Here is a 19952-nt window from a genome sequence, read left to right on the forward strand (position 1 = left end):
AAGTAACGAAGATAATTTCAAGGTTGTTTTAACAGGGATATCGACCATGATATTTTCACAGGGATCATCACCGCTCAAGGGTGATTTTTCAAAGATAAAGTTCAGCATAGCCTCTCCGGAGAGCATTCTGGCCCATTCGCGCGGCGAGGTGCTCAAGCCGGAAACCATCAACTATCGTACCTTCAAGCCGGAACGCGACGGCCTGATGTGCGAAAAAATATTTGGCCCGACCAAGGATTGGGAGTGCTACTGCGGCAAGTACAAGAGGGTGCGCTACAAAGGCATCATCTGCGACCGCTGTGGCGTCGAAGTGACCACCAAGAGCGTGCGCCGCGAGCGCATGGGCCACATCTCGCTGGCCGTGCCGGTGGTGCACACCTGGTTCTTCCGCTCCGTTCCGAGCAAGATCGGCGCGTTGCTCGATCTGTCCACCAAGGAGCTTGAGCGCATCATTTATTACGAAGTGTATGTGGTCATCAACCCCGGCGAACCGGGCGAGAAGCAGGGCATCAAAAAGTTTGACCGACTGACCGAAGAGCAGTATTTCCAGATTATCACCGAGTACGAAGACAACCAGGACCTCGAAGATAACGATCCGTCGAAGTTCGTCGCCAAGATGGGCGGCGAGGCGATTCACACGCTGCTCAAGGGCTTGAACCTCGACGAGATCGCCGTCCATCTGCGCAAGGTGCTCAAGGAGAGCGGCTCGGAGCAGAAGCGCGCCGATGCCCTCAAGCGCCTCAAGGTGGTCGAGGCCTTCCGCAAAAGCTACGAGCCGCAGAAGCGCACCCGCAAGAAATCGACCGGCCTGTTCCCCGAGGAGGAGTCGCCGGAGCTGTATATCTACGAAGGGAACAAGCCGGAGTACATGGTGATGGAGGTCGTGCCGGTCATTCCGCCGGAGCTTCGTCCGCTCGTGCCGCTCGAAGGCGGCCGCTTCGCCACCTCTGATCTGAACGACTTGTACCGCCGCGTGATCATCCGCAACAACCGCCTCAAGAAGCTGATCGACATCCGCGCCCCCGAGGTGATTCTGCGCAACGAGAAGCGCATGTTGCAGGAGGCGGTCGATGCGCTCTTCGACAACTCGCGCAAGGCCAACGCGGTCAAGACCGGCGAATCCAACCGCCCGCTGAAGTCCCTCTCCGACGCCCTCAAGGGCAAGCAGGGCCGCTTCCGCCAGAACCTTCTCGGTAAGCGCGTCGATTACTCCGGTCGTTCGGTTATCGTCGTCGGCCCGGAGCTTCAGCTCCACCAGTGCGGTCTGCCGAAGAGCATGGCTATCGAGCTGTTCCAGCCGTTCGTCATCCGCCGCCTCGTCGAGCGCGGCATCGCCAAGTCGGTCAAGTCGGCCAAGAAGCTCATCGACAAGAAAGACCCGGTGGTCTGGGATGTGCTCGAAAAGGTGATCGACGGACGCCCGGTGCTCCTGAACCGCGCGCCGACCCTGCACCGTCTCGGCATCCAGGCGTTCCAGCCGACGCTCATCGAGGGCAAGGCGATCCAGCTTCACCCGCTCGTCTGTACGGCGTTCAACGCTGACTTCGACGGTGACCAGATGGCCGTGCACGTCCCGCTGTCACAGGAAGCGCAGCTCGAAGCGTCGCTGCTCATGCTTTCGTCGCACAACCTTATTCTGCCGCAGTCCGGCAAACCGGTCACCGTGCCGTCGCAGGACATGGTGCTCGGCATGTACTACCTCACCAAGTCGCGTCCGGGCGATACGGGCGAAGGACAGCTTTTCTACTCGATGGAGGAGGTGGTCATCGCCTACAACGAGGATCGAGTGGGGCTTCATGCACAGATTTTCGTGAAGTATGACGGCAAGGTGGATCAGAAGTTCGACCCGGTTCGCCTGGTCGAATCGATGCTGCCGGAAGATCAGGTTGAAAAGAAGGCGTGGCTGAAGAGCCAGATCGAGCAGAACAAGGTGCTGGTCACCACGGTTGGCAGAGTGATCTTCAACCAGCATGTGCCTGAAAAGATTGGCTTTATCAACAAGCTGATCAACAAAAAGGTGGCCAAGGAGCTGATCGCTCATCTCTCCAGTGAAGTTGGTAACGTCGAGACGGCGCAGTTCCTTGATAATATCAAGGCGGTCGGTTTCGGTTACGCCATGAGGGGCGGTCTGTCCATCGGCCTGTCCGACGCGATTGTGCCGGAGACCAAGGCGAAGCACATCAAAAATGCCCAGCGCGACAGCGCCAAGGTCATCAAGGAGTACAACCGCGGTACGCTGACCGACAACGAACGCTACAACCAGATCGTTGACGTCTGGCAGAAGACCTCGAACCTTGTGGCCGACGAGTCTTATGAAAAGCTCAAGAAGGATCGCGACGGCTTCAACCCGCTCTACATGATGCTTGATTCGGGCGCGCGAGGCTCCCGCGAGCAGGTGAGGCAGCTCACCGGCATGAGGGGTCTGATCGCCCGACCGCAGAAGTCGATGTCGGGCCAGCCGGGCGAGATCATCGAAAACCCGATTATCTCGAATCTCAAGGAGGGGCTGACGGTGCTCGAATACTTCATTTCGACGCACGGTGCTCGAAAAGGTCTCTCCGATACCTCGCTCAAGACGGCTGATGCCGGTTATCTGACGAGGCGTCTGCACGACGTGGCGCAGGATGTGATCGTTACCATCGACGACTGCGGCACTACCCGCGGCCTGCACGTCGAGCGTAATATCGAGGAGGAGACCAGCGGCCAGATCAAGTTCCGCGAAAAGATCAAAGGCCGCGTCGCGGCTCGCGACATCGTCGATGTCATCACTGACAATGTGGTTGTCGAAGCGGGCGAGGTCATCACCGACGAGCTTGCCGACCGGATCCAGGATACGGCAGGCGTCGAAGAGGCTGAAATCCGCTCGGTGCTCACCTGTGAGTCCAAGATAGGTATCTGCTCGAAGTGCTACGGCACCAACCTTTCGGTGCACAAGCCGGTTGAAATTGGCGAGGCTGTTGGCGTGATCGCGGCGCAGTCCATCGGTGAACCGGGTACGCAGCTCACGCTTCGTACCTTCCACCAGGGTGGCGCGGCGCAGGGCGGTATCTCCGAAACCGAGACCAAGGCGTTTCACGAAGGCCAGGTCGAAATGGAGGATGTCAAGAGTGTCGAGCACTCCATCATCACCGAGGATGGTATCGAAGAGACCCGGCAGATTGTCATCCAGAAAAACGGCAAGCTCAACATCATCGACCCCGATTCGGGCAAGGTGCTGAAGCGTTACGTCGTGCCGCACGGCGCGCATCTCAACATCGAGAATGGCCAGATCGTGCGCAAGGAGCAGGTGCTCTTCAGCAGTGAGCCGAACAGCACGCAGATCATCGCAGAAATGCCCGGCTTCGCCAGGTTCATCGACATCGAGAAGGGTGTTACCTACAAGGAAGAGGTTGATCCGCAGACTGGCTTCGCCCAGCACACCATCATCAACTGGCGTTCCAAGCTGCGCGCATCCGAGACCCGCGAGCCGCGCATTGCCATTGTGACCGAAGCGGGTGAGATCAGGAAGACCTATCCGGTGCCGATCAAGTCGAACCTCTATGTCGAGGATGGCCAGAAGATCGTGCCCGGCGACATTATTGCAAAGGTGCCGAGAAACCTCGACCGCGTCGGCGGTGATATCACGGCTGGCTTGCCGAAGGTGACCGAGCTGTTTGAAGCGCGAATTCCGACCGATCCGGCTATCGTTTCCGAAATCGATGGTTATGTGAGCTTCGGTTCACAGCGCCGTAGCAGCAAGGAGATCAAGGTCAAGAACGACTTTGGCGAAGAGAAGGTCTATTATGTGCAGGTTGGCAAGCATGTGCTTGCTACCGAGGGCGACGAGGTCAAGGCCGGCGATCCGCTGACCGATGGCGCGGTCTCCCCGCAGGACATTCTGCGTATTCAGGGGCCGAACGCCGTGCAGCAGTATCTGGTGAACGAGATACAGAAGGTCTATCAGATCAACGCTGGTGTCGAGATCAACGACAAGCACCTCGAAGTGATCGTGCGTCAGATGCTCCAGAAGGTGCGTGTCGAGGAGCCGGGCGATACCGAGCTGCTGCCGGGCGATCTGATCGACAGGAGCGCATTTATTGACGCAAACGAAGCCGTGTCCGAAAAGGTCAGGGTGATCGACCGCGGTGATGCTCCGGCAAGAATTCTGGAAGATCAGCTCTACAAGCAGCGTGACATCACCAAGCTGAACCGCGAGCTTCGCCGGAACAGCAAGTTGCTTGTCACGGTCGAGCCAGCATTGCAGGCTACATCGCACCCCGTGTTGCTTGGTATCACCAGCGCCGCGTTGCAGACCGAAAGCGTCATCTCGGCGGCCTCATTCCAGGAGACCACCAAGGTACTGACCGATGCCGCCGTCGCGGGCAAGGTCGATCATCTTGCAGGCCTGAAAGAGAACGTTATCGTTGGCAAGCTCATTCCTGCTGGTACCGGCTTGCGCAAGTACCGCGCAATCAAGCTCCGGAACAACGGAGCCGATGAGTCAGAAGCTGCTGGCTTGTAACCCGCTGTTGAAGCCTGAGTGCTACTCATACATAACAAACTTTGAATATCAAGCCGCCCTGTTTCAGAAATGGGGCGGCTTTTTTTATTCCGCACCATTTTTAAAAAGCTGGAATAATAAATATAGAGACAATAGTTATATCTATATTTATGCTTTTTTATTGCGTACATATAATATGTTTTGCTAATATTTTTGCATTTTCATCGCCAAAATAGACAGATATGAAAAATGAGTAATTGCAAGGATGAATAAGAAGAAGATGGTTGTTGTCAGAAGTACTTTTAATTGCTATCTTACATGTGAGTTAATAATCATGTATGATTTATATATATAGTCTGCTCTTTACGTATAAAGTCTGTTGTGTTAAGCAAATAATTTTTGTTAAAAGCGAATCAGAATTTTGGGGGTTCCTTGGCATGGTTTATCGGTCTTCGCCGGTGCAAGGCTGTCGTGCACCCCAGGTCATCTTTGGAGTTCTATCGCATGATAGATCACAACAGATTTCGCCTTGTCATTAAAGATACGGGACTTCGATTACAGAGTGTCTTGGCGCTTAGGAAGAATACGGTGTGCACTGAGTAATGATGATGACTTCAGATACTTTAGATGAGCTTATAGTGCTGGTACCGTATTTTTTTTGAAAATACTTACGATTTAAGAGAACCGCCTGCTTTACTTAATAATATTTTTTCCTCATCGACAATCGTGCCCTGTCGGCAAGTCAAAAATGCTCAAGATGCTTGACTATCAGAGCGATGAATATTGTACAGAGTATTGGGCGCTGTGGTCACAGACTGCTCAACAAAACTGCTGGACTCGGAAGTTTACACATAAAGATGGCGCACAGTATTAGATAAGGTATCTTTGCACAAGTGAATATCGGGTGACAAATTTGACTATTAAGTATCAAAAGGCCTTATATATGTCACCTATAAGGTTATGTGTGAGAGTATTGATTGTATGTATTAAGGTTGATGGTTGACTTTACCGTAGAGTCAAAAATATTGATCAGCATTGTAATGCATTACAAGAAAATTAAAATTTATTTTGCAGAAAAACCTTGTCTGAGAATCGCGCTTTCTGAATTGGTTAATATGCTATGTATAATTACGGTGGACGGCAATACTAAATAAGTATGCGACCTTCAGGTATAAAGTGATACAGGATTGATAATAGTGGCTGAAATAGAAGTTTTCCTTTGATAAGACTGTAGAATTTATAGTTTTCCTTGTATTAAGGTGTGCGGAAGGACAGTGCTTTAAAAGGTAAGATCAGAGCATATTGATAAGATTGTGCAGGACAGGTTTCTGTTAATAACGGTTCGAGTATTTCATACAGGTATAAAAAGAAATTCAGTTTATATTGTGACTGAAAATAGCGAAGCTATATGGATAATTGTCGAAATATATAGTTCATATATATTTAATGGATTCATTTTAAAGGCTAATAACTGATTGTTCTCATCTTGAGGTTCAAAAATTTATACGAATTAACGCCTCGTTATAACTATCATAACGAGGCCTGTAGCTTTAGAACGTTTTTCTTATGCCGTGGTTTATGGCAGGTTTTTTATTTAAATCATATTTACATTATTTAATATTTTGACTAATAGATCTCTCTTAATCATAAGAAGATATATGTATAAAAAAAACATCCTAACATTTCTGCTTGCTATTTCGATATGGACTCAGTTGGTTCCTTGCTTTGGAATGCCAGTATCAGCAAGAGCAGAAATAACGTCGATGGTTGGCAATGAACCAACAGTAGCTGCTCCAATCTACAATCCTCTTGCTGGTCCATCCTATCCTGTTGCGCAGAATTCATATTTTACTGATGATTCTGGCAATATTCTCATGTTCGTTAACATTCTTGGGCAGGTTTCAAGACAAGGACAATTTATTGTACGTGAAAACGCAGATTTTGCTACAATTCTTGCCATCTCTGGTGGGCTTGGTAAAGATGCGGACCTCAAAAAAGTTCTTGTTGTTAGGCAAGAACCTGATGATAACGGAAAGCAAGCTTATGTTGTAAATCTTAAAACTTTTTACAAAAAAGGTGATCGTTCTGGATTTATTGCATTAAAGCCTAATGATACTATAGTTATTCCAGAAAAAGGGATCAGTCTTGCTAAAATATCGCAATACTCAAGCATAATATCGCCATTTATATATTGGTATTATATTATCGATAAACAACAATAATTGAAATCTGATTCAAAGCCTGTCACTCATATGGATTACAAAAATCAACAAGCCGTAGTAGGCAATCAAGTTCAGAATCAGGATGATAAAGAGATTACTCTTGCTGAGATATTTCAGATTGTTGCCCGCAGAAAAATCGGTATTGGCATAATTGTGCTTTTATCGCTTCTCACATCAATACTTTTTTATTATTCCCAGACACCAGAGTATCGTGCTGTATCTGTGTTGATGATAAATAAAGAAAATGATTCTCAGCAGCTCGTTGAAGCAGTGTTGGGGGGAGGACCCGCAGCAGATAGCAAAATGGCCCAAAAAGATGTTGAGTTATTACAATCATTGCCTATTTCTGAAATGACGGTAAGGGCTCTTTGGAACAACAGTCGTCGTGATTCCCTTGAATTTTTTGGATACCGTCCATATATATCACCAATAAGAAAAATTGTAAACTGGATTGCTCCGGTACAACAACTGAAGGCAGATGATAATTCTGTTATAGAAAATACCCCTGCGTTCAATGCCATGGTGCGATATTATGCGGTTCAATTGAATAATCGTATAAAAGTTGAAGGGTCAAGGGATAGCAGTGTGTTACGTGTTTCAGTCGCAAGTCCATTTCCTGATGAAGCGACGTTTTTAAGCAACATGCTTTGTGACGTTTACCAAAAATCTGATATACAGCGTAATTCCGAAAAATACATTCAGTCAAACCGATTTGTTGCTGAAATGCTTCAGGAACAAAAAGAAATGATGGCAAAAGCAGATTCGTCATTGTCAGAATTTATGGCTGAAAACCAGATGTATGAGGTTTCTGGAAATACGGGGGGCTTGCTTGGAAAGCTGATTGAATTTGATGGCCGATACAACGATATCATGGCCGAATATAACATCATTTCTAACAGTCGCGATTTTCTCGAAAAGCAACTTACTCAAGCTGATCGTGAGCTCAGTGATCGAATTGCGCGTAATGTTAGTGCACAGTTGAGTGCTATACAGGATGAGATTCATTCAAAAGAATCTGCATATGTCAATGTTCTTCGTGAAAAGCCCGTAAATGATCCTGAAGTTAAAGGAAAAAAACAGGAGCTTGAGCAGGTTAAGGCAAGATACGATCAACTCAGTCGCAGTAAAATTGCGGGTCAGATCGAATATATCGGCAAAGCACAAAAATACCGTTATGATCTAATCTCTGAAAAATTGCAGATGGATCAAAAACTCAATCGTTTAAAGTTCAGTGCAGGTGAATACGCAAAAGTAAAGCAAAAATATGATAGTCAGCTTGCGCAACTACCGGAAAAAGAGCAAAATTTTATCAGGTTGCAGAGAGATCGTGATGTTGTAAGTAAAACATATCTGTTTCTCAAGGAAAAGCTTGATGAAACTCGAATCCTTATAGGATCAGAAGTTGGTAGCGTTACAATGATTGGTTCAGCATTCAAGCCGTTTACTCCAGAAAAACCAGAGCTGATCAAAAATTTATTGGCGGGCTTTGTCATCGGAATCGTTTTGGCAGGACTCTTTACATATGGAGCTGAAATGATCGATGATACCGTTAACGAAGAGATGCAGTTCTTTAAAGGTTTGGGGTTAAATATATGGGGTGTCGTCCCGTTTATAAGCTCATCGAGTGATTATTCTGCTACATACCACGAAACAAAAGACAAGATCGAAAAAAATGGTAAGAGGTTATTTGAAGTGTTTCATAATAAATCTAAAAAATTAAATGAACCAGCTAAAGAAGTGAAAAGCGACATAAAAACGTATCCCTTGATGACCGATAAGCTGAATTCAAGTTTTGCCGAAAGCTTCAGAACTCTTCGTACAAATCTAAATTTTTCCCGAATTGACAAGCCGTTCAAAACAATTCTCATATCTGGATGTTCTATTGGCGAGGGTAAGTCAACGGTCAGTACGAATCTTGCTTTGGCATGGGCTATAGCAGATAAAAAAACATTGCTGATAGATGCAGATCTGAGGCGTCCATCACAACATACAATACTTGGTAAAAAACGATCTCCTGGTTTGACAGATTGTTTGATTGACAATGAAAGAGAAAGTAATGATAAATATATTCAAGCAACTCATGTAGATAATCTGTTCCTGATGAGTGCTGGTACACCGGTGCCTAATCCAAACGAATTACTTGGGTCAGAAAAAATGCATGAATTTTTGAAAATATTATCAGAACAGTTTGAGAGGATTGTTATTGATAGTCCACCAATCTTTATTAGTGACGCGGCACAGCTGGTTAATGAGGTTGATGGTGTTTTAATTACAGCTCGTTTACATTATTCGAGCAGGGCGCCGCTGAAGCAGTATGCTTCAGATAATTTCCTGCATTCAAAAATAATTGGCGTAGCTATTATCGATAAGCAAAGACCAAGTAAAATAAGGTATGGTTATGGTGAAGGAAAATATGGGTATGGTCGATCTGGATATGGTCGTTATAGTAGTGTCTATCCTGAAAAATTGTGAAATACTTTGTTTCGCCAGTAATGTTTAAAGATATTGCTGTGTAAGGAAGTTGATATAGACCCTGAAAATATAATCTTTTAGATTCAGTCTTCATGAAGTTGCATGCAGTAAAAATTTTTGCTACAAAAACCTCATGGTTTGCTAATAAATGAATCAAAATATCTTGGATATTTCGTTTAAATTCTTTTCAAGAAATGTCAATTCATTTGCTGAAGCTAAAGCTGCCAAAAAGAATGTGTTGATTTTTCAGGGGTTAGTGTTTATGTTTCTTGGAATGTCTCGATTTGCGAAACAATGTATAGTATTTGCTATTGATAGCTTTTATATTCTGTTTACAGTATGGTTGGCCTTTGCATTAAGGTACGAGAACGTGCATATGCCGAAAAATGAGGAGTGGTATGCCTATATTCTTGCTGTTTTAATAGCATTGCCGATATTTATTATTTCCGGTTTATATCGTTCAATATTCAGATATAGCGGTTTTGCTGCATTAAACTCAGTTGCAATAGCATGTTTGCAATATGGTGTTCTCTATTTTATTGCATTTATTATTCTATTGCCAGTAGGCATTCCTCGATCTATAGGAATATTGCAACCCCTTCTTCTTTTAATTGGTATAGGTTCGAGTAGAGCCATGGCTCGATTCTGGTTTCATCCTGCGGGCTTAAGTGTTTCACAAAAATGTAATAAAGAAAATATTCTTATTTACGGAGCCGGAAGTGCCGGAATTCAGGTTGCCAATGCGTTGCAGCATAATGCGAATTATAATGTCAGGGGATTTGTTGATGATGATGAGAAACTATATAAAAAATGCATCAATGGGATCACTGTTTACAGTACGGCATCAATTAAAGCGGTAGTTGAGAAAAGCAAAATATCAAGTATTTTAATAGCGCTTCCTTCTGAAAAAAGATCAAGACATCAGGAGATATATCGTTCGCTTATAGGGCTTGGTGTTCATGTCAGAACTCTTCCGGGAATTGAGGATATCGCTAACGGAAAGATATCGGTTTCGGATATACGTGAAGTTGAGATTGAAGATATTCTCGGTCGTGATCCAGTTGTCCCTGATTCGAATCTTTTTAAAAGATGTATTGATGGGAAGGCCGTACTTGTTACTGGTGCTGGAGGTAGCATAGGTAGTGAGTTGTGTCGTCAGATTATTTCATTGAGGCCTCAGCAATTGATTCTTGTAGAACAATCTGAATACAATCTTTATGCGCTTAATAATGAATTAGAAGAACGAATAAAAAATCATGGATATGGAGTGCGACTGCTTCCGATACTTGCTGATGTCGCAGATCGCGAGTATATGCATAAGATTATTAAACAATACCGGCCAGAAACGCTTTACCATGCTGCTGCTTATAAACACGTGCCGCTTGTAGAGTGTAATCCTTTGGAGGGTTTGCGTAATAATGTCTTTGGAACATTATCTGTAGCAGAGGCATCAAGGAGTAATGGGGTAAAACATTTTATTCTTATAAGCACTGATAAAGCTGTACGTCCTACGAATATCATGGGGGCAAGCAAACGTATTGCTGAACTTATACTTCAGGCAATGGCTGATGAGCAGAATGGGTCCGGGACATGCTTTTCGATGGTTCGTTTCGGTAATGTTCTTGGTTCGAGTGGATCAGTTGTTCCGTTATTTAAGCATCAAATAAAGAATGGTGGGCCAATTACGGTTACTCATCAGGATATTACTAGATATTTTATGACAATTCCTGAAGCGGCACAATTGGTTATTCAGGCAGGTGCAATGGCTATCGGAGGTGATGTTTTTTTGCTTGATATGGGTGAGCCTGTGCGGATTATCGATCTTGCTAAACGCATGATAGAGCTTTCCGGTTTTACAATACGTGACAATGATAATCCGGATGGAGAAATAGAGATAAAAATAGCCGGTCTTAGACCAGGTGAAAAATTGTACGAAGAACTGCTTATTGCGGATAATCCAATCAAGACAACTCATCAGCGTATTTTTAAGGCGCATGAGAACTATATTAAATTTTATCAGCTTCGACAGTATCTTGATGCTCTTGAAATAATGATTGCTGATGGAAAAGTCGACGTAGATGAGCTTAGAGAATTGATCAAAAATATTGTAAATGGCTATCATGTAAACGGTTTCTCTTCAGAAACAAAAAAGATAAGTTTTATAGATATAAATAAATTATGAAAAAAATATTTTTTATGCAAAGCACTAAGGTATGGTAGGTATCGCTATTGTTCACCATTTTATTTATTTTCACCTGAAATATAGAACATCAGTGTAGGAACAATTATCGTAAGAATTAATTTAATATCGTATTAGGTTGACGGAAGTCTAAAATCCTCTATGGGAATCGACGAAGACAAAAAAGGAGCCTTGCAGGTTGCCGCAGATTATGCGCGATGAGACGGTGGCTCATGACTTGAACCAAGATAAGCGTAATGTCTTGATAAAAAACAATTTGTACGCTATAGGTCTGACACGAAAGAGCTGAGTAAGTAGTTAAAACTGTATGCCAAAATCGGACGAAAGTATCATATCCCTTCTCAAGCGCCTTTGGAGGAGTCTCAGCAAGAAGCGCAAGGCGCAATTTTCTATACTTATGGTGCTGATGATTTTCACCTCGTTTGCCGAGGTATTCAGTCTGGGGGCGGTTTTGCCGTTTCTTGGTGTGCTGACTGACCCTGAGCGTGTGTTTCAGAATGATATTGTGAGAAGGGTTGCTGGGCTTGTCGGCGTGACAACGCCGCATGGAATGCTTCTGCCTGTGACCATAACTTTTGCGGTGGCGGCGATCCTCTCAGGGGGAATGCGACTTCTGCAGATATGGGCGAACACGAGGGTGTCTTTTGCCACAGGCGCGGACATCAGCATTGCGCTTTACCGCAGGACCCTCTACCAGTCGTATGCCGTTCACGTATCGCGTAATAGCAGTATGATCATTGACGCAGTTTCGGCTAAAGTGATGCAAGTGATAAATAGCGGAATCATGCCGGTCATCACTATGGTGACGTCCAGCTTCATTATAGTTTCGATCATGGGAACGTTGATCGTTATCGATCCAGTGATCGCATTGATGGCCTTCGGGGGGTTTGGTTTCGCGTATGCAGTGGTTATCAAGTTGACGCGTTCACGGCTGAAGGAGAATAGTCGGTTGATTGCCCGAGAGTCAACTCAGGTTGTCAAATCTCTTCAGGAGGGACTCGGCGGGATAAGGGACGTTTTGATCGACGGAAACCAGCTCGTTTATTGCGATGTGTACAGCCGGGCAGTGTTTCCACTGCGCAGAGCACAAGGCAACAATAATTTCATTAACCATAGTCCTCGTTTTGGTGTGGAAGCAATCGGCATGCTTCTCATTGCCGGCCTCGCCTACTGGCTTGCCGGGCAGCCTGGCGGTATGGCACGGGCTCTGCCAGTGCTCGGTACGCTGGCCCTTGGTTCCCAGCGGATGCTACCCGCTTTGCAGCAGTTGTTTGGTGGCTGGTCTGCATTGATGGGAAATTCAGCTTCCATGGAAGAGGTGCTTGATCTGCTTGAGCAGCCCGTGTTGCACATTAACGGCGAGGGCGAGAGGGAGGTTTTGCCATTCGAACGGTTGCTGGCGTTGCGGAGATTATCCTTTCGCTACACGCCCGATGCTCCAGAGGTGTTGAGAGAAATCGACCTTGAGATTCCGAAGGGAAGCCGGATCGGGTTTATCGGGACGACAGGGAGCGGTAAAAGCACCCTGCTCGACATTGTGATGGGGCTGCTGGAGCCTTCGACGGGTACTGTTGAGGTTGACGGAACTTCTATAACACTTAGCAATCGCCGATCATGGCAGCGCCATATTGCACATGTGCCGCAGTCGATTTTCCTCTCCGATGCTTCCATCGAGGAAAACATCGCGTTGGGTGTACCGAAGAAGAAGATCAACAAAGAACGCGCCAGAAAAGCGGCGCGGCAGGCCCAGATTGCCGATATAATTGAATCATGGCCGAAGCAGTACGAGACTTTGGTAGGAGAGCGTGGTGTCCGCCTCTCCGGTGGTCAGCGTCAGCGTATCGGCATCGCACGTGCGCTGTACAAGCAGGCTGATGTTATCATATTCGACGAAGCCACTAGCGCACTCGACAACCAGACTGAGGCTGCCGTGATGCAGGCGATTGGCGAACTGCATGAAGAGCTAACTGTGTTGATTATTGCTCATAGGGTTACGACATTGCGGAACTGTGACATGATTATAGAGCTTGAGGATGGCAAGATAATGCGAATGGGACGTTATAAAGAAATATTTGGATAGAGCCAATGAGTACCAGTAATGGCGATCGACCAAAATTGAAAGAACTCTCTTTTTGATATTAAAAAAGTTAATTTCGTTGGACGCTTCGGCCGGAGCATCTCCGAAGATGATTAACTCATTTTTAAGAAAGTCAATAGCTTATTGATAGAATACATATCAATAAGACGCAATATTGGTGTGTAAAGGGATTGTGTGATGAAAGTTGTTGTGGCTATTTTATGTGAAGCAAAAAAGTATGAATTTAATCTCTGAGGGTCTAATTCGCCGAGGCAAGCTTCGGGAAAGTTGATTAAATATTGTTTTAAAGAACAATAAAAATAGAGAATATATTATAGAGTCTGGCCAAGATTTCTAGTGATTTAAAAAATATAAAAGTCCATCGCCTAAACGCTTCTCAATACTGTTTAGTGGCCTGTGATAATCTGCGAAGAACTTGTATAATATTGTTTGTATTTATGGATAAGTCGAGCAATAATTGGGAATTATTCTTGAGATGATATGTATAGTTTGCTATATTTTTGTTTCAGTCGATGATTGTTCAAAAAAATAGTATTTAGTAGTTACAGTTATAGTAGATCTTTTTTGTGATAAGTTTATATGATATGACGAAAAGTGTAGGTATTCTTACATTCCATGATGCGCTTAATTATGGAGCAGTTCTTCAAGCATTTGCTCTTCAGCAAACAATCGCAAGTTATAGTTGCTCATGTTCGATAATCAACTACCGTCGACCCGGCTATTATCCTATGTTTAGGTGTCTAAAAAGTAAAAGCGATATTAAAACAAATATTCTAACATTTTTATATTTGCGATCCCATTTAAAGTTGCGAAAGCGATTTTCACAATTTCGCACTGCTAACTTAAATAGCACTATTCAAAGTTATAGTTCTTTGGAAGACTTTTGTAGAAGTGATTCCAAATTTGATGTTTATGTTACTGGTAGCGATCAAGTATGGAATCCGTATTTATTAGATCGTCAAGGTGGAGTGGGATCAATTTTTTATTTGGGTTTTGTTTCAGATGGGCGTCGTGTTGCATACGCTCCAAGTTTTGGTAATTCAGAGGTACCTGAAGTCTATAAAGAACGTATTGCTGGTTTTCTCAAGCGCTTCGATTTCCTTTCATCACGAGAGGATATTGGTTGTAGTATTATTCGAGATTTGTCTGGTCTGAATTCAGTGCAAGTGCTGGATCCAACATTCTTGCAAGACTCAAGCATTTACAAAAAAGTTGCCGTTGAGCCGAGGTTCAGCAAGCCCTACATTCTGCTATATCCCATGCAGGAGTCTGATCTTCTTATAAGCCTTGTTTTAAATGTGCGCAAAATTCTTCGTATACCGATTGTTGCTGTGCTGCCAAGCCATTTTAATCCATTAAAGTATAGATTTGCAGATAAAATAGTTTTTGATGCTGGCCCAGCAGAATTTCTGGGATGGGTAGATAAATCTTCTTTTGTATGCACTAACTCTTTTCATGGTACTTGCTTTGCTATCATATACCGAAAAAATTTTCTTGGGGTACAATCTATACTAAGAAATAGTCGTATTCAAAGCTTACTGAAATGCGTAGGTCTATCATCGCGACTTGTTATTGATCCCGACCGGTTTTCGAAAAATGATGATTTGCTTAAACCGATCGATTATTTTTCTGTTTACAAAATTCTTGAGAACGAGATCAAGAATTCGTTGGATTATCTGAAAGTCGCGTTAGCATGACAATACATAATAAATCCAGTATTGATGTCATTGGTATAACCCGTTGTACGGGTTGTTTTGGATGCGAGTCTGCGTGTGCTCTGGGAGCTATTGAAATGGTATTAGATGATGATGGCTTCTATAAGCCGATTGTAGATCATAAAAAGTGTAGCGAGTGCGGTATTTGTCAGCGGTATTGTCCGGTTTTGATGAAGCAAAAGCATATGATATGTGATGAAAAAAAAGTTGAACCAAAAGCGTTTGCGGCATGGACAAATGACGAGCAGGTAAGAATGTCGAGTTCGTCAGGAGGTGTATTTTCTGAACTTGCAAAAATCGTTATAAAATCTGGGGGGATGGTTGCTGGATGTGTTTGGGGTGAAAAATGGTCCCCCATGCATATCCTTACTGATCACTGGCCGGATGTTGAAAGAATGAGAGGTTCAAAGTATCTCCAAAGCAACGTTGGTAAAATTTACCAAAAAGTGCTTGATGTTTTACGTGAAACCGATAAGCAGGTTCTTTTTAGCGGGACGCCTTGCCAAATTGCAGCAATGAAAGAGGCGCTTAGTCCAGAGCAAAGAGAACGAGTATTACTTGTTGATTTTATATGTCATGGTGTTCCGTCACTTCGAGTGTTTCATCGTTATCTCGAAGATTTGTTTGATGGTGAAGACGTGGCGTCCTATACATTTCGTGATAAGTCTTTTGGCTGGAAAACAACAGTATTGGCTGTTTCATCTAATGGAAAACGACATCACTTACCAGCACCTAGTGATCCTTTTTTTCAAGGTTTTGCTGTTCACCATCTTTATGTTATGGAGGCCTGCTATCAATGCCAATTTGCCCGTATACCGCGTTTTGGGGATATTACCCTTGGTGACTTCTGGGGTTGTCCAGAAAAATGGTATGACAAACGCGGGGTTTCAGTCGTATTGGCAAATACAAACGCTGGATATGATGCTGTTGAATGTCTTCACAAGTCTATGGCTGTAGATTTAAAGTCTGTTGAATTATCCGTAGCAATTGCAAAAAATAAAAGAGCATCTTTAGGTGATACTTATCGAATTCCCAAAAAAAGAAAAAGGTTTTTGAAAAGTTTAAAGAAAGGTGATGATTTTAAATTGTTAAAAAGAAGATATTTTCCTAAAAAAATACATCTTTTTATGCGTTCATTGTTAAGTAGTGGATCAAAATCACGTTTTATATCTTTATTTATATTGCGACGATTGGGGTTATAGCCGGTGTTGATATAATTTATAAATAGGCACTATTTTAGTGTCAATTACACAAAGAGTAAAGTATTTTGGTTTTATAATTATACTATTGTTCATAAGATATCTATGATTATTTTATGATTTATAATTCTATTTATGGATTTACAGTACTTGAATAAAGTGGTGGCTTATGATTGCGAAAGTTAGTCTATAAAATGTATATAGCTAAATATAGTGATGTTTTTATTGAAATTTATGTTCGGGGAAAAAGGGTTCTTCGAAGAATCTCGTGGGGAACAGCCCTTGCCGTTACGTCATAAAACGATATCTCTATTGAGTTTACCGCAATAAAAAAGAATCCGGTTCCGAAAGATCCGGAAAAGGTAAAACCCTCTTGCTGAGGCCTTGCCGATTTGAATCTTGTTGTTCAGTCCTTCGGAATACCGCTTTGGTGATCTGGTGTTTGAAGTAAGTCAGCTCGTTACCGAAATGCCGCTTGAGAAGCTCTTTGACTGTACTCAACGGTCTCAAGCCAACCGCATTGACCCCGCTTTGGCCAGTACTCTAAAAAGAAGCTCCCGGCATCAGCGCAACAAAGTTGCCAGAAATACCAGAACAGGTTTTTCAATGCCCATGCCTGCGCGGTTTTGAACTCACTGGATAGCAGATGGTTCAACTCGATCTGTTGTTGTTCGCGAAGGTTTTTAGGGTTGCGCAACCCTATATATTTTGAGCCGATCGGACTATCGAGTTTACGAAATGCCTTGCGGCGCACCACTTCGACGGCTTCATTGAGATACTTGCTGATATGAAAACAATCATGCAACAGATCAGCATTTGGTAATTGTTCTCGAACCGAGCTGGCAAACGGCTTCTACATGTCCACCGAGACCGCTTTGGCTTGTTCCTTTTGCTACTGGCTCAGCGTTACCAGTATAGTGCCTTGGCCGCCTCGGTAGTTCGGTGTCGACCACATCCCTTGCCTTTGATCCAGATCATTCTGACTATCGAGGTTCGGTTTGATAATGCTCAGGATTACAATGAGTAATTTATACACCCCTTCTTTTTACGATATTCTGCAAAGAAAAAAAATAATTCGATTTTTAAGGAACTTTTAAAATGATATCATTTAAAGATAATAGTCGGCAGTTAGTTGTGATTGTTAGTACAACTAACTGGAACGAGTATCCTAGATTTAGACATCAAGTTACAAGACAATTAAAAAAATATTATAATGTTTTATATGTAGAGAAGTATTGTAAGAAAACTAAAGATGAAAAAGATGGGTTTGAGATTTATGATGATAATATGATTATATACAGATGTTCTTATTTGAGACAAAAATATCGTGTTATCTATTCTCATATTAGACCATATCATAGTCTAATTGATTATTTGTGTCGTAAAAAAATAGAAGATCTAGTAAAGCTATTGGGAAACGAACGTGTTTTTTTGGTGAATTTTGTTTATCATTTTAGCGAGTTGATGAAATCTAGTGTTTTTAGGAAAAAAATATATATATGTAATGATGATTTTACGTCTTTGTTAAAATATCCGTGGCAAAAAAAAATGTACCAAAATTATGAAGATAAAGTGGTAAGAATTGCCGATATCTGCTTAGTGCATAGTGGTTATTTATATGATAAATTTAGGGGTAAAAATAGAAATATATATATAATGGAGCCGGGGCATGAGTTTGTCGTAGAGAAAAAAAACAAAAAAATAAATAATGATGACCATAAGATACGAGTATGCTATATGGGTTATGTTGATGAAAGATTAAATAGTGAGTGGCTAAGTGAGATTTTATTGCAACAAAATATGGAGTTATATTTTATTGGGCCTGTGAGCGATAAGTTTGAGTTTGATTCTATAGGTAAATATGGAAAAATTAATTTTATTAAACCGTTGTTGGGGTGCGATTTGTATAAAAAGATGAATGATATGGATGTTTTTATTATACCATATGATTTGTCGCATCCAATTGTTAAGGCGTGTGTCCCGAACAAACTTTATCAATATATGGCGTGCGGTAAGCCAATTGTTATTTCTAATATGCCTCAGATTATTGGTTTTGAGGATTGTGTTATATCTAAGGCAAGTGACAAGATTGATTTTATAAAAAAAATCAATAAAATGTATTGTGATGATTCGCAGGATAAAATCAATAAAAGGTATGAGATCGCAGAGAATAATACATGGGATAAAAGAGGTGTGTTTTTATATTCAATAATTAATGAATTATTGAGCTGAGAAATGTAGATTAAGTAAGGTTTTTCTAAAAAAGAAAAGATGTTATATCTTTAGGAAGTAGCGCTGATGAATATGTATAAAAGTATTGGCGAGAATGTTAGATTATTTTTAAGATATTCTATACCGTTATCAGTTGCGGTTATGTTGACTTTTATGAGGAACGGTTTTTTGTTTTTTACAAACACGTACACATTTATTGATTATATAATAAATGTATTTGTTGTTTTTTTTGCGATGATTCTTTTTGTTAAGTCAGTGATTTCTGGATATAGGTTGTCAGATTTTTATAAGTATTTTCCGATATTATTATTTTTATTATGGGTGTTTTGTCGCGGCGTTATATTTGATTATGATCATATTATTACAAGATCAAATATAATATCTATATTTGTGGCAGTAGTGTTGAGTATTCATATAAGGATGTCGGATTTGTTGTTATTAAGAAGGAGTTTGATGCTTATTAATCTTGTCTTTGTTGGTATCGTTATTATATACGCGCCTTATGCATTAAGTGGATTGCATAATAGCATTTTCGAAAGTAGTTTTGGTGTTAATTATAAATTTGGTATGGATTACTCACCAGCGTCTGGAGTTGCATACCCTAGAAGCCTTTATACATTAGCTCTCGCTTGTATCGGTGGTGCTATCATAGAGAAAAAAATATTTTTGAAGGCGCTATCTATTATTATTTCATTTGTTCCAATATTCATGGGTTTTTCGACAGCTGGTAGAGGTGGTCTGTTGGGATTCATTATAGCTATTGTAGTTATTGTGATTGGTGCTTTTTATGTGTACGGTTTAAAAAGAAAAATAAAGATGATGGTTATAATAACGTTTTTAGTCTCTATGATGTATTTATTGTATTCTGTGATGATAATGAAATTTCCTATATTGTTGAACAGGATTTATAATGATGCTGATGATGGTAGATTCGATATTTGGGAACAATCTTTGAGAGGTGTATCATTTTTAGGCGAAGGAGTATCAATGTCTTATTCGCATAACCTATTTCTTGAGTCTCTTCATGATTATGGTATTGTAGGTTTTATACTTTGTGTGTATATGATATTTATGGTTATTGTAAACGGTGTAAGATCAATAAGAAAAAAGAAGAATATGGAAGTATTCGTTGTTTTGAGTATTGTTGCGCTACAGTTAGTAGCACAGCAATTTTCTTTAAATATGTATTGGGCTTTTTTTTGGTCGGCAATAATACTGCCGATGAGCATTAATAGAGAAGATTCAAAAGATACACACGGCCATCTTAGAATATCGCAAGTAAAGTCAGTAAGTGTCATATAAAAAATCGTCTCGGCAAGTTATAAAAAAGGCTC

At 42.4% G+C, this 19952-nt stretch carries 10 protein-coding genes; 9 read left to right on the plus strand and 1 reads right to left on the minus strand.

Translation table 11 applies throughout. The features are described 5' to 3' along the window. The first annotated feature begins 46 nt into the window (after window positions 1-46). The 7 genes from rpoC to FGF66_RS08385 all read left to right on the plus strand — a co-directional run bounded on the left by rpoC (window position 47) and on the right by FGF66_RS08385 (window position 16389). Window positions 47-4501 carry a DNA-directed RNA polymerase subunit beta' gene (rpoC, locus tag FGF66_RS08355; RefSeq protein WP_139457198.1) on the plus strand — a complete coding sequence of 1485 codons (4455 nt, stop codon included), beginning with the start codon at window positions 47-49 and terminating at the stop codon, window positions 4499-4501. 1637 nt (window positions 4502-6138) lie between these two features. Beyond that, entirely contained in the window at window positions 6139-6702 is a 564-nt protein-coding gene (locus FGF66_RS12825; protein WP_211341997.1) for a polysaccharide biosynthesis/export family protein, read from the plus strand. A 30-nt stretch (window positions 6703-6732) separates the two neighbouring features. Continuing rightward, window positions 6733-9174: a GumC family protein gene (locus tag FGF66_RS08365; RefSeq protein ID WP_139457199.1), complete on the plus strand. Its 2442-nt coding sequence runs from the start codon at window positions 6733-6735 to the stop codon at window positions 9172-9174. A gap of 163 nt (window positions 9175-9337) precedes the next feature. Then, window positions 9338-11356: a polysaccharide biosynthesis protein gene (locus FGF66_RS08370; RefSeq protein WP_170181292.1), complete on the plus strand. Its 2019-nt coding sequence runs from the start codon at window positions 9338-9340 to the stop codon at window positions 11354-11356. A 325-nt stretch (window positions 11357-11681) separates the two neighbouring features. Further along, a complete protein-coding gene (locus FGF66_RS08375; RefSeq protein ID WP_170181293.1) occupies window positions 11682-13454 on the plus strand; it encodes an ABC transporter ATP-binding protein in 1773 nt (590 codons plus the stop codon). Window positions 13455-14056: 602 nt separating this feature from the next. Next, window positions 14057-15169, plus strand: a complete 1113-nt coding sequence (locus tag FGF66_RS08380) for a polysaccharide pyruvyl transferase family protein (protein WP_139457201.1) — start codon at window positions 14057-14059, stop codon at window positions 15167-15169. After that, window positions 15166-16389 carry a Coenzyme F420 hydrogenase/dehydrogenase, beta subunit C-terminal domain gene (locus FGF66_RS08385; protein WP_139457202.1) on the plus strand — a complete coding sequence of 408 codons (1224 nt, stop codon included), beginning with the start codon at window positions 15166-15168 and terminating at the stop codon, window positions 16387-16389. The genes FGF66_RS08380 and FGF66_RS08385 overlap by 4 nt, the downstream gene beginning before the upstream one ends. Before the next feature lie 457 nt (window positions 16390-16846). Here the strand turns inward: FGF66_RS08385 and FGF66_RS08390 are convergent, their stop codons facing one another. Beyond that, entirely contained in the window at window positions 16847-17191 is a 345-nt protein-coding gene (locus FGF66_RS08390; RefSeq protein WP_246046637.1) for a transposase, read from the minus strand. 293 nt (window positions 17192-17484) lie between these two features. Between FGF66_RS08390 and FGF66_RS08395 the strand changes: the two genes are divergently transcribed. Beyond that, window positions 17485-18618: a glycosyltransferase gene (locus FGF66_RS08395; RefSeq protein ID WP_139457204.1), complete on the plus strand. Its 1134-nt coding sequence runs from the start codon at window positions 17485-17487 to the stop codon at window positions 18616-18618. Between the two features lie 66 nt (window positions 18619-18684). Beyond that, entirely contained in the window at window positions 18685-19920 is a 1236-nt protein-coding gene (locus FGF66_RS08400; RefSeq protein WP_139457205.1) for a hypothetical protein, read from the plus strand. Window positions 19921-19952 lie beyond the last annotated feature (32 nt).

The organism is Chlorobaculum thiosulfatiphilum (assembly GCF_006265165.1).
GTDB classification, from domain to species: Bacteria; Bacteroidota; Chlorobiia; order Chlorobiales; family Chlorobiaceae; genus Chlorobaculum; species Chlorobaculum thiosulfatiphilum.

Excerpts from the sequence above, each read along its gene's own strand:
- FGF66_RS12825 (WP_211341997.1), top strand. The coding sequence starts at position 6,139 with ATGTATAAAAAAAACATCCTAACATTTCTGCTTGCTATTTCGATATGG.
- FGF66_RS08385 (WP_139457202.1), top strand. The coding sequence starts at position 15,166 with ATGACAATACATAATAAATCCAGTATTGATGTCATTGGTATAACCCGT.
- FGF66_RS08395 (WP_139457204.1), top strand. The coding sequence starts at position 17,485 with ATGATATCATTTAAAGATAATAGTCGGCAGTTAGTTGTGATTGTTAGT.
- FGF66_RS08400 (WP_139457205.1), top strand. The coding sequence starts at position 18,685 with ATGAATATGTATAAAAGTATTGGCGAGAATGTTAGATTATTTTTAAGA.
- FGF66_RS08380 (WP_139457201.1), top strand. The coding sequence starts at position 14,057 with ATGACGAAAAGTGTAGGTATTCTTACATTCCATGATGCGCTTAATTAT.
- rpoC (WP_139457198.1), top strand. The coding sequence starts at position 47 with ATGATATTTTCACAGGGATCATCACCGCTCAAGGGTGATTTTTCAAAG.
- FGF66_RS08365 (WP_139457199.1), top strand. The coding sequence starts at position 6,733 with ATGGATTACAAAAATCAACAAGCCGTAGTAGGCAATCAAGTTCAGAAT.
- FGF66_RS08375 (WP_170181293.1), top strand. The coding sequence starts at position 11,682 with ATGCCAAAATCGGACGAAAGTATCATATCCCTTCTCAAGCGCCTTTGG.